This is a genomic window from Clostridium perfringens ATCC 13124 (genome assembly GCF_000013285.1).
Classification (GTDB): domain Bacteria; phylum Bacillota; class Clostridia; order Clostridiales; family Clostridiaceae; genus Sarcina; species Sarcina perfringens.
Genome location: NC_008261.1, coordinates 1,727,777 through 1,739,933 on the forward strand (window position 1 = coordinate 1,727,777; position 12,157 = coordinate 1,739,933).

Consider the following 12,157-nt stretch of genomic DNA (forward strand, 5'->3'; position numbering starts at 1 on the left):
TTTTTTATATATAAAATATTTAAAAATATTTTAAACAAAGTTATTTTTAGAGATTTCATATTTTTTTATTCATCTCTATTTAAAAAATTTAAAATTTCATTAGCTGCTCCTTCATCAGTAATAAGAACGGCATTTTCATTGCCATAAACAGTAGTTAAAATAGCTTCTGCTTTATTCTTACCACCAGCTACAGCTATGTGATTTTTTATTTTTCTAAGATCATTTATTGTAACCCCTAAAGTTGGCATTACATAAACAACTTCTGACTTATCATTAAAGTAGCATCCAAAAGCTTCTCCTATAGCACCTAAATCTAATAACTTTATTATTTGATCCTTAGGCACTCCTCTTTTGTTAGCCATCTTTTTAGCCTGACCTATACCATATATTAGCATATCTGCATTTTTAATATTTTGTATAAGTTCCTTCATATCTTCCTGCTTCATTAAAGCATCCATTACTTCTTTGCTTATATTATCAGGAACATGAAGCATTTTATAGGTTCCATTTAACTTTTTAGCTAAATTTGCAGCTAATGTATTTGACTGCGTCTCAACCTTCTTACCCATACCACCTCTTGCAGGCACCACTAACACATTTTTTAGGTTTGCCATTTCTGGTAATTCGTCTATAACTTCTTTTACAGTACTTCCACCAGTAACAGCAATAGTATAGCCATCTTTAATGATATTCTTAGAATAATTTGCAGCGGCTTTTCCAAGCTCTTTTATAGTGTTTTCATCCTCACTGCAATCTCCTGGAACAACAATTACATTTCTTACATGAAGCATATCACATAATTGCTTCTCAAGATTAGATAGCCCTTTTATTTCATGTATAAATCCCTTTAAAGATTCTAACATGAACTCTCCTTCTTGGGTTACAGACATACCTGGAGTGTTTATTTGTATAAGGTTTTGAGATTTTAAAAAACCTATTTCTGTTCTTACAATTCTTTCACCTAAATTTAAATTGTTTGCCAAAGCTCTTCTACCTATTGGCTGATTATAATAAATTGTTCTGATTATATTGTATCTTTTAACTAATAGTTCTACCATTTCAGGAACTATTATCTTTTGCAATTTTAAAATCTCTAGCAAATCTAACAACTCCTTTGGACACTCTAAGTCCCACTCGCTTCTCAAATGTCCCGCACGTTTATTATAAAACATATTAAGAAAAAATTAAAGGGTTTTTAGAAAATTTTTTCTTATTTTTTTAAAAAATATAAAAAAATATAGAGATATTACCCAGTCTCTCTATATTTTCACTGAAAATAAGCACTTTATAACCTCATTTACCACAAGATAGAAATTCTTTTCTATTTTAAAATCTTTTTCTCTTGCTAGATGACTTTATGCCTAACTCTTCTCTGTATTTTGCCACAGTTCTTCTTGAAATAGCCATTCCTTTTTCTTTTAAAATTTCGCTTATGGCTTGATCTGATAAGGGCTTCCTTTTATCCTCTTCCTTAATTACTTCTTCTAAAGCCTTTTTTATATTTATAACTGTAACATCTTCTTCTCCATGACTCTTTTCCTTATTACTTATTGAGTTTACAAAAAGATCCTTTATCTTTATTGTTCCCATGGAAGTTAAAATATACTTATCTCTTATGGCTCTTGAAATAGTTGATTCATGCATTTCTAGCTTCTCAGCTATTTCTTTTAAAGTCATAGGTTTTAAATATTTTTCACCCTTCTCAAAATAATCCTTTTGCTTTTCAAGTATTTTTTGGAGAACTTTGTGTAGAGTGCTTTTTCTTTGTTCTATACTTTTAATTAAAAACATAGCTTTATCTATTTTTTCCTTTACATACTCTGTAGCCTCTTTATCATTAGTACTATCTTTTAATATATCTTTATATAAAGGGTTAACTGAAAGCATAGGTAAAACTCCATCCTTCATTAATATAAGGAATTCTCCATCTATCTTTCTTATTTCCGCATCAGGAATTATAAATCCCACCTCATCACCAGTGTAAAAGCCTCTTGATGGTTTTGGTTCTAAAGTTTTTATTAAATCTCCATAATCTTGTGCTTTTTTAGGAGTAATGTCTAAATCCTTTGCAATAACTTGATATCTATTATCTGCTAAATCGTCTAAATGATTATCTATAATCTCTTTAACTATAGGGTCATTTTCACCTTTTCTTTCTAACTGAATTTCTAAGCATTCCTTTAAATCTCTTGCCCCTATACCAGCAGGTTCTAAGTTTTGAATAACTATTAAAGCCCTATTAAAAGTCTCTTCAGAACACTCTAGCTCATTCATTAATTCTTCTTTTTTTATATCTAAATATCCCTTTTGATCTAAACACTCGACCATATAACTACATACACTTCTCATATATTCGTCTATGGGTAGTTCTAATATTTGACCTTCTAAATAATCTGTTAAAGATTCTGGCTTACTTATGAAAGTAAAAGGTGATATTCCTTCCTCATCATATTCACCATAACTTTGAGAACCATAGTTATCTGACTCTAAATATTTTACTAACTCTTTATATTCTAATCTATCTTGCTCTTTTGATACCTCTTTAATATCCTCATACTGAGCTTCTAATACAGGATTTTCTGAAAATTCTTTTTCAATATATTCTCTTAAATCATATGTTGACATTTGCAAAAGTTTTATTGAAAGTTGCATTTGCTGGGTCATAATAAGCTTTTGCTCTTGGGTTAAATTCAAATTAAAATCCATTAACATATATATATCACCTAAAATTATCTAATTCTAACCTATTACTTTTATCTTTTAACCTTTCTTATATAATTATCCATCAAATAAAATTATTTTTCAATAATTTAAAATTTTAGCTAATTATAAAAGAAAGGCATATACCAAAATAATTTTTAATAAAACTTACAAAACTTCTTAGGAAAATCTAATGATTTTAAGAATATTTTTTAAGTTTTATTAAGCTTTGATAAATGCCCTTACTATTTTTATATTTAATTTAAATAATATTTCCTATTTTTATTATAGGAGTTTTTATTTTTCTCTTTATATCTTCTAAAGAATTATTTCTTAAAATAAATAATAAAGCTGTAGCAGGTCCTGCTGATTTTCTTAAATAATCACCTTCATAGGATAAGTTTATCCTTATTTTATTACTCTTTTCTAATTCACTTATTTCATGAATAATCCCCTTTGATCCAATAGGTAATATATCTTTAACATCCTTATTATCCATTAAAATCTTAAAGTCTTTAAAAGTAACGATTTCTCCAATATTATTATTTATATCCTCTAAAACTTCTTGTCCAACTTTAGGTATTCCTAATAAACAAATGGAATCTCCCTTTTCAAAATTAACCTTTAAGTTTTCTTCTTTTTCTCCTATTATAGTTAATCCCAAAAAGGTTTGAATAGTTTTAAAGTTATCCTCTGTGCTTCCTGTTACACACTCTGATAAATTGGATTTTTCATAGAAAAAGTCCTCAGCATTATACTCTTTTATGGCTCTATTGATTCCTTGTATTATTTTTTCTCCTCCATTATTCATAGACATACCCAAGTTATTAACTATTACTAATGGTTTTGCCCTAAAAGCTAAAAGCTCAAAAAGACATACTCTAGCTGAGAAATATGATACAATCTCATTTTCGGCTTTTACAAAGTCTCCTTCATTTTCACCAATTCCACCACAACTATCGCAAGCTATTACTAGTTTATTTTTTTCATTTTCTAATACAGTTAAGTCTCTAAACTTGTATATTTGCATTTTTTAATCCCTTACTTACTATAAATGCTATAACTATATTAACTAAGCTTGCTAAAGTAAGTGGTAATCCTAAAAGTTTTAAAAAGTCTACAGGATTCATTCCTCCTAAAACAAAATACATAAATACTCCTGTTATAAAAGTAAATCCTATTCCATTTAAAAGAGTACCAACAATTCCTGCTAAAATTACTTTTCCTCTGTTAAATATTATTGATGTTATGTATACAACAACAAACATTTCTAATGCTACTAAAATATGTACTGGTAAACTTAAAGGAAATCCTGTTCTTAAAGCTACAAATAAATGAGCTAAAAGTCCTATTATTCCTCCAACTACAGGTGATATTATTATTCCCCCAACAAAAGCTGGCATTGAATCTAATGCTATACTAGAGAATATAGGGAAGTTAGCTAATATAACACTTATTGCTATAAGTATAGCTGAAAAACACAAACTCTTAACATCTAATCTCTTTTTTTCCTTAGTAAAATTCATAATTATTTTACCCTCCTAATTAATATTATTTTCCTTCTCTCTACATTATAAGGCATCTATTAACTAGTAAGTTATACTTTTAATATTAAATAAAATTTCATACCCAACAAAACATAAATTATAATTTCAATTTTTCATAATTATACTAAAACATAATATCTTTGTATAACCTTAGAATAATTGATCCTTAATTAAATAGAGTTAAAATTTTTAATTAGAAATCTCTATTTCTAATTAATCTTTAGAAAAGCTTATACTCATTCTTTCTGTAAATATTTTTTCAAAATAAAAAACTGGTACGGATAACTATCCCCACCAGTTAAAATAATTTACATACTTTTAAACTTATATAATGCTTCCCTCCGAAACAATAAGAATAGCATACTAGGCAGGTCTCCTGGCTAATAAATCATCCTAAAACAATCCTTTCCATGACTATTTATCACAGTGGCTTTTTGTTCTCGTCCTTATCAACAGTAGCGGGGGCTGCAGTTTTTAACTTTCCCTATTAAGTTACTAAACACCTAATGCTCTTATTTTATTTTCACTTTATAATTACACACTTATATACCTTTTGTCAACCTTCATATTTATATTGCTTTTACTTAATATTAAAATTTTCAACCTCATCTAAGGTCTTTGGCACATTAAATTCTCCCTGTATAATAGAAGTTCTATATTGTTCTACTTTATCTAAAACTTCTTTAGAAACTAAATTGCTTGTTGTCTTAGCTATCTCAATTCCATTATCCTTAAGCCCTATTTCCATTTTATTCTTTGGGCCAGCTTTAAAATCACTATTTATAACTTCTTTTGCTGTAGTATATACTGCATCATCTAGATTCTTTATCATTGATGATAATATAACATCAGCATACTCTGGAAATCTTTCTGCCCAATCAATATCAGCTCCAATAGCATACTTTCCTTTTTCCTTAGCAGCTTTAAAAAGTCCTTTTCCAGCTTCTCCTGCTGATTCAAATATTATATCTGCCCCTTCATCATACATTTTTTTAGCTATATCATTTGCTTTCTTTTGATCATTAAAGTTTCCTATGTACTGAACTAAATTTCCTTTTCTTATATTTTTATAGGCTTCCTCATTTGAAACCTTTAGTCCAGCCATAAATCCTGATAAAAATGTTTCTATTAATTCTTCCTTTATTGCACCTATAAAACCTACCTTGTTTGTTTTAGTAGTATTACCAGCTATTATTCCCATTAGAAATGCACCTTCTTCATCCTTAAAATCTATAGATTTTACATTTGGAAGGTCTGATACAGTATCTACTATAGCAAAGTTTTTATCTGGATAATCTTTAGCCACATTATTTAAACTCTCTAGAAATTTAAAGGCTGAAGCAAAAGTTAAGTCATTATTTTGAGCTGCTTCTCTAAGTCTCTTCTCATAATCCTCTGATGAATTAGTATCAAAAACTTCTATTCTAGCACCATATTCTTTTTTTATTCTCTCTAATCCATCTACAGCTAAGTCAGTAAAATAATTTTCCTCATTAGAAAAGTCATCTTTTACTAAAGCAAAATTATAAACTTGTTTTTCTATAACATCTACTTTTTTTAAAGCTGATGAATTGTTTGCACCACACCCAGCAATTATTGAAGTTACTCCTAAAAGCAAAGCCAAAACTTTAAACGTTTTTTTTAATTTCATTTTTAGTCCTCCTATTTTTTTAGTCAAAATTATTATTTCTTTAAGTAAGAAAATTTATGTAAAAAAAAGAAACTCCCTTAGGAGTTTCTTTTAATATTCTTCTACATAAAATAATGCACAAACTTTAGGACCAGAATGAATTGCTACTGAACATCCTAGAGGAAGTTTTAAATATTCAATATTATTATTTTCTAAATATTCCTTTATAGGTAAGTAAATGTCCTCATTTTCAAGTTCAACTAATATAATAGGCTCTCCTTCTTTTTTAGGGATTGAATCAAATTGTTCAATCATAGCCTTTACCATCTTTTTAGTTCCTCTTATTTTTCCTTGAACATTCATTTCCCCATCTAGTACATTAAGCATAAGTTTTATGCCTAAGGCATTAACAAATAAAGCTTTCCCTTTTGAAAGTCTTCCCCCTCTTACTAAGTTGTCCAAACTTTCAAAGGCTATAGTACTTTTAATATGATTCCTGTATTCTAAAATTTCTTTTTCTAAATCCTCTAAAGTTATTCCTGATTCTATTAATCTAGCTGCTTTTAATACAATTAATCCAAGTCCAACTGTTACATTTCTTGAATCTATTACAACTATATCATCACTTTCTAACTCAGCTTTAGCTAAACATGCTGATTGATAAGTACCACTCATATTAGATGATATATGTATAGATATAACTTTGTATCCCTCTTCTAAGTAACCCTTATATTTCTCTATAAATCTAGTTGGAACTATTTGAGCTGTAGTTGGAAGAGTATCTTCTCTTTCAATTCTCTCCATCATAGAGTCTACTTTTATTTCAACTCCATCTAAATAGCTCTCTTCTCCAAAGTTTATTAACATAGGCATTACGTCTATGTCATACTTTTCTATAATCTCCTTAGATAAGTCACAGGTACTATCTGTTATGATCTTTATTTTATCCAAAATATATTTCCCCCTTATTTCATGTTTGGAAATCCAATTTGTCTTAAAGCTTCATAAGCTATAATAGCTACTGTGTTTGATAAATTCAAACTCCTAGTAGTTGTATTTATCATTGGTACTTTTATTCCATGGTGAGCATTATGAACGTCCTCTGGAACTCCAGCTGACTCTCTTCCAAACATTATAAAAGCTCCCTCTTCATACTTTACTTCATCATAATGATCCTCAGCATGAGTTGTTGATAAGTAAATTTTCTTATCTCCATACTTTTTCATAAAATCTTCATAACTTTCATGAATTTCAAGATCTAATTGACTCCAATAATCTAATCCAGCTCTTTTTAAATGTTTATCATCTATAACAAAGCCCATAGGTTTTATTATATGAAGCTTTGAATTTGTTAAAACACATGTTCTTGCTATATTACCAGTGTTTTGTGGTATTTCTGGTTGATATAATACTATATTAAGATTCACCTTTGTCCCTCCAAATAAATGTAAAAAATTATAAATTTTTAAGTTAAGTCACAAGTATATGATATTATCTAATGAAATAAAATGCAAGTTAATCATTCTTTAATACAAATTCATATATTACCTTTGCTACCCCATTTTTATCATTACTTTCAGTTATATAATCTGCTTTTTCCTTTAAAGAATCTATGGCATTTCCCATAGCAACACCTAAGCCTGCATAAGTAATCATAGATAAGTCATTTTCATTATCACCTATACATATAATCTCTTCTCTTTTTATCTTATATTCCTCTGCTAAAGCCTTTACAGCCCTTCCCTTTGATACCCCTTTATTATTTACTTCTAAGGCATATCTTCCTGATTGAGTAATTTCATAATTACCTTTTTTAATTAAATTTTCTCTTATTTTCTTTAGCTTTTTAGTATTTAATTCTATTATTATACACTTACCTATGTTATTGCTTTTAAAGACCTTTCTCCACTCTTCTTTTTCTTTCACATAAATATTCTTAACTCTATATTTTTCAGGTATTTTTTTATTCAAAATAATATCACATAAATATTTTCTAAATCTTGATGGCCAATACACACTATCCCTTGAATGAAAACTAGGAACCCCTTTATACTCTTTACATATGCTCATAATATCCATACATTGATTTTCATCTAAAACATCCTTTGATATTATAACTTCCTTATCTTCATCAATTACCCAAGCTCCATTATTAGCTATTACAGCACAGTTTACTCCTAAAAATTCTGAAAAATATATTGCATTTTTAGGATTTCTTCCTGTGCATATTATTATGTGTACTCCTTTTTCATAAGCTTTTTTTAATGCAATTCTATTTTCTTCACTTACAACTTTCTTTGAATTTAATAATGTACCATCCATATCTATACATATCATTTTATACTTCATAAATTCTCCTCCCAAAATAAAAGGAGAGAGTTAATTTATTAACCTCTCCCCCTTTTAGCATATTAAATTTATTTTATGGCTTAAGTTTTAAAATAAATTTTTAATTCACTTTAAAACTAAAAATTATTTATTTTATCTTTTAATTTATTCCTGCATTTTACTGCGCTGGTGGTGTTTGCCCTGCATTAGGTGTTTGAGGTGTTGCATCAGGTGCTTGATTTGTAGCAGGTTGTGATGTTGATGGCTGAGTTGCCTCTTGTTTTGGCTCCTCTGGCTTTGCAGTAGCTGGCTGTTCTTGTTTTGGTGCTTCTTGCTTTGGTTGCTCAGCTTTTTTTGTTCCAACCTTTATAATTTCATCCTTTTGTTTATATACATCATGTCCTATTAATTTCTTATCTATTTCTTTTCCATTTTGATAAGTTACTAAATATCCTGATGACTTATATCCTGTAACTGGTCTTTGCTCAACAACTTTTTGTCCCTCTGGCAAATTAGGATCATCAACTGTTTTAACTGATGGTTTTAGAGTTTCATTTACTACAGTTTGTAATTCATAAGTTTTTCCATCCATACCTTGTACATTTCCATATATATTAAATGTTACATGTTTATTACTTGTATATCCTTGTATATATATTGGGAAATCATAAGGGTTTTTAAATTGATAGTCTAAAGATCCCCATGAAACTGTAGCATCTTCACTTGGGCCTGAATAAGTAGTTGTCATACTATGATTATGTCTCTCTGTTGGCATTATTCCAGCTCTTAAAACAGCTCTGTATAATGTTGTAGAAACTTGACAGATTCCTCCACCAGTAACCATTACTACTTTATTTCCTACGTAAGCCGCTCCATCTCTATATCCCTTAGCTGTGGTTCTTTCCCCTAAAGTATTATTATAACTAAATGTATCTCCTGGCATTAAAATAGTTCCATTAACCGTTTTAGCTGCAATTTCAACATTAGCACTTCTATTAGCATCTGAGCTTGTATAACTTGTTGTAAAACTTCCTATAACGCCGTCTATTTTTGAAAGCATTTCCTTAGTTATTTTTGGTTTTGTAACCTCTACAGGTACTTCCACAACTGAATTATCCTCTGGATTTGCATTTATAGCTTCTTTTACTAAAGAAACCATTTTATCTTCTTCTATGGCTCTTCCATCTTCGCCTTCTATTACACTTATATTACTACCATTTATACTTATGGTAGCATTTTTAGCATTTTGATTTACCATTTCAGTAAGTTTTTTCTCATAATCTGTTAACTTAGATTCATCATATTTAAAATCTAAATTTAATTCCTTTTTATCTTTTCCATTTATAAGGTTATTTTTCTCAAAAAGATTTAAATCTTTTCCATAATTCATAGCTTCATTAACAGTTTCATCTATATTATATTCTGGTGATAAATCAGAATATTTTATTTCAATACTTTTATCTGCCGCCTGAACTTTTATAGTTTTATGTTCTACAGGTTCTTTTACATCCTTCTCTAAAACCTCAATGGCCTTTTCCTTTGTCATTCCTGATAAATTTACATTTTCAACATATACGTTAGGATATATCTTATCATTCCACTCTTCAACTTTTTTCTGAATACTAACTATATATGCAACAATAGAACCTATTATAATTGCTAATACAATAACTATTGATATTATTATTTTCTTTTTGCTTTTAAGTAAGCCTGTGCTTGATTTCTTCTTTTCTTCTTTCACAATTACTCTCCTCTCTAAAACCTTCTAAAAAAACTATAATCTAAATATTACTAAAAATTATTACAATATAATAACATTTCTTATTATAACAAAATTTTTATAGCTTTTGGAGAAAAATTAAATAGAGCTAAAAAAATTTAACTCTATTTAACATAAAAACCAATCTATCCTAGGAATTCACCATTATTATCTAAAACATATTCAGTTCTTTCTTTCGAAAAATCTCCAGTAATATCAAAAGCTTCTATTGATATTCTTATTGGCTTTCCTTTTGGAAGATAAAATCTACTTTTATCAATTACAATTTTAGTTGCTTTTCTTGGTAATGTTCCTGCATAATTATCATTTACAAAAACATTATATCCATTTAAATCATCCTCTTTATTAGCTGTCCAATTAACAAATATTTTATTACCAGATATATATGCGTTTAGTCCAGTAACTGCAGAAGGTGGCATTAAACTATCTATGCTATTTGGCCCCCAGTTTAAATCTACCGGACTTCCAACTCCATCTAATTTTCCTTCATCAGTAAATTGCCACATAGTCCATCTCTTCCATCCTCCAACATTTGGTGGAATCCTTGGATTAGAAGGAATTCTAGTGTACATAGCAATCCATAAAGGCATATCACTTAAAGGGTATCCCTTTCCTGGAACTTTAAAATCATCATAGAGACCTATGAAGAATAATCCTGTATATAACATTAATCTTCTTCTAGTTTTTTCTTCAAATCTATCTCTAAATCTATCAATCCAATTTACAAGCTCTGTAGTAGTTAAGGATTTATCTGTAGGAGTTTCCACATCTAATACTGGAAATAGATCTCCATAGTCCCCATCTCCAAAACCCTGTTGCAAAACATCAATAAATTGATCTGCTTGAATAACAGCACTATCTAAATCCTTAGAAGGTTTAGCAAAATGATATGCACCACATGGAATTCCTAATCTTCTGCACTCTTTTGCAAACTCTAAAAACTTATTATCAATTCTTAGTTTACCTGTTCCAGAGCCTGAAGCTCTTAAATAAATAAAATCTGAATTTTTAGCTAGTGTTAAGAAATTAACATCTCTGCTAAATTCATTTAAATCTGGACCAAATGTACTTAATGGATTTTTATCTTGCATTAATACTCTCCCTGCAAAGTAGTTCTTACTATATAAAATATAATATTACAGGGAAAGTTGTTACTAAATAAAATTATTCTCTATTAACCTTTAAAGATTTTTCTATTATTGTATCTAAAAGTTCTTCAAAACTCATATTTATTCCTGCTGCACTTTTAGGGAATAAACTATTCTTTGTCATACCAGGTAATGTATTTACTTCTAATACATATGGAATATTATCCTTTACTAGCATGTCTACCCTAGCATATACATCACACTTTAATAACTTGTAAGTTTCTAAAGCCATTTTTTCTACTTCTTTATGAAGATCTTCATTTAATTTAACTATAAATTCATCTGCTCCTCCATCTTCATACTTTGAAGCTATATCAAAGAATTTTCCCTTTGGTTTTATAGCTAAAACAGGTAACATTTTTCCATCAATTATAGGACAAGTTATCTCATCACCTTTAATGTATTCTTCAATCATTACTTCTGTATCATATTTTAAGGCTTCTAACACAGCATCCTTAACTGCTTCTTTAGATTCAACTAAAGTTGTAGCAACTGATGATCCCCCATTATTAGGTTTTATAAATACTGGATAACCTAAATTTTCTATTTTTTCATAGTCTATTTCATCTACTGATGAAACCATTACCCATCTTGCTGTTCTAACATTTCCAAAGGCTAAAATTCTCTTTGTCATGTCCTTATCCATACATATAGCACTACTTAATGGACCACATCCTGAAAATGGTATTCCTAAAGTTTTAAGAACAGATTGAACAGTTCCATCTTCACCAAATTTTCCATGTAAAGCTAAAAGAGCAAAATCAATTCCTTTAACCTTCTCTATTAAATCTTCTTTTTCATTTAAAACTATAGGAATAGCTTCATATTTATCTTTATCTAAGGCATGAACTACAGAATTGCCACTTTGTATTGATATCTCTCTTTCTGAAGAAATGCCTCCCATTATTACTCCAACTTTCATATTTTTACCTCCAAATAGAAATAATTAAGGACTTGTCTTTTTTAAACAAGCCCTTAATATTATATCATTATCTTTTTAAAATAGAAAGTTTATGAAATCATT

The 12,157-nt window shown here is 28.8% G+C and carries 11 protein-coding genes and 1 riboswitch; all 11 genes read right to left on the bottom strand.

The features are described 5' to 3' along the window. Positions 1–65: 65 nt before the first annotated feature. The gene (locus CPF_RS07350; RefSeq protein WP_003450474.1) at positions 66–1,100 is read right to left on the bottom strand and encodes a sugar-binding transcriptional regulator; all 1,035 of its coding nucleotides are present in this window, start codon (positions 1,098–1,100) and stop codon (positions 66–68) included. A gap of 226 nt (positions 1,101–1,326) precedes the next feature. Then, positions 1,327–2,712, bottom strand: a complete 1,386-nt coding sequence (gene rpoN, locus CPF_RS07355) for an RNA polymerase factor sigma-54 (protein WP_011590747.1) — start codon at positions 2,710–2,712, stop codon at positions 1,327–1,329. A 250-nt stretch (positions 2,713–2,962) separates the two neighbouring features. After that, entirely contained in the window at positions 2,963–3,730 is a 768-nt protein-coding gene (locus CPF_RS07360; RefSeq protein WP_011590748.1) for a hypothetical protein, read from the bottom strand. Then, on the bottom strand, positions 3,711–4,226 hold the full coding sequence (locus CPF_RS07365) for an ECF transporter S component (RefSeq protein WP_003450471.1): 516 nt from the start codon (positions 4,224–4,226) through the stop codon (positions 3,711–3,713). Before CPF_RS07365 ends, CPF_RS07360 begins: the two co-directional genes overlap by 20 nt. Positions 4,227–4,595: 369 nt before the next feature. Next, a riboswitch (cobalamin riboswitch) is annotated at positions 4,596–4,769 on the bottom strand. A 58-nt stretch (positions 4,770–4,827) separates the two neighbouring features. Beyond that, a complete protein-coding gene (locus tag CPF_RS07370; RefSeq protein ID WP_003470182.1) occupies positions 4,828–5,898 on the bottom strand; it encodes a BMP family lipoprotein in 1,071 nt (356 codons plus the stop codon). Positions 5,899–5,988: 90 nt separating this feature from the next. Beyond that, positions 5,989–6,828, bottom strand: a complete 840-nt coding sequence (locus CPF_RS07375; protein ID WP_003470185.1) for a DegV family protein — start codon at positions 6,826–6,828, stop codon at positions 5,989–5,991. A gap of 14 nt (positions 6,829–6,842) precedes the next feature. After that, the gene (locus CPF_RS07380; RefSeq protein WP_003450463.1) at positions 6,843–7,304 is read right to left on the bottom strand and encodes a tRNA (cytidine(34)-2'-O)-methyltransferase; all 462 of its coding nucleotides are present in this window, start codon (positions 7,302–7,304) and stop codon (positions 6,843–6,845) included. An 88-nt stretch (positions 7,305–7,392) separates the two neighbouring features. Then, entirely contained in the window at positions 7,393–8,226 is an 834-nt protein-coding gene (locus CPF_RS07385) for a Cof-type HAD-IIB family hydrolase (RefSeq protein ID WP_003473016.1), read from the bottom strand. 157 nt (positions 8,227–8,383) lie between these two features. Beyond that, entirely contained in the window at positions 8,384–9,946 is a 1,563-nt protein-coding gene (locus tag CPF_RS07390; RefSeq protein WP_011590749.1) for a VanW family protein, read from the bottom strand. A gap of 164 nt (positions 9,947–10,110) precedes the next feature. Further along, positions 10,111–11,076, bottom strand: a complete 966-nt coding sequence (locus tag CPF_RS07395; RefSeq protein WP_003481377.1) for a glycoside hydrolase family 25 protein — start codon at positions 11,074–11,076, stop codon at positions 10,111–10,113. Positions 11,077–11,149: 73 nt separating this feature from the next. Continuing rightward, complete coding sequence (locus CPF_RS07400) at positions 11,150–12,055, bottom strand: D-alanine--D-alanine ligase (protein ID WP_003481378.1); 906 nt, start codon at positions 12,053–12,055, stop codon at positions 11,150–11,152. Between the last annotated feature and the right edge of the window lie 102 nt (positions 12,056–12,157).

What these genes read in the sequence shown, in the direction of transcription:
- CPF_RS07365 (WP_003450471.1), bottom strand. Translation starts at nt 4,226, where the DNA reads ATGAATTTTACTAAGGAAAAAAAGAGATTAGATGTTAAGAGTTTGTGT.
- rpoN (WP_011590747.1), bottom strand. Translation starts at nt 2,712, where the DNA reads ATGTTAATGGATTTTAATTTGAATTTAACCCAAGAGCAAAAGCTTATT.
- CPF_RS07370 (WP_003470182.1), bottom strand. Translation starts at nt 5,898, where the DNA reads ATGAAATTAAAAAAAACGTTTAAAGTTTTGGCTTTGCTTTTAGGAGTA.
- CPF_RS07400 (WP_003481378.1), bottom strand. Translation starts at nt 12,055, where the DNA reads ATGAAAGTTGGAGTAATAATGGGAGGCATTTCTTCAGAAAGAGAGATA.
- CPF_RS07360 (WP_011590748.1), bottom strand. Translation starts at nt 3,730, where the DNA reads ATGCAAATATACAAGTTTAGAGACTTAACTGTATTAGAAAATGAAAAA.
- CPF_RS07395 (WP_003481377.1), bottom strand. Translation starts at nt 11,076, where the DNA reads ATGCAAGATAAAAATCCATTAAGTACATTTGGTCCAGATTTAAATGAA.
- CPF_RS07385 (WP_003473016.1), bottom strand. Translation starts at nt 8,226, where the DNA reads ATGAAGTATAAAATGATATGTATAGATATGGATGGTACATTATTAAAT.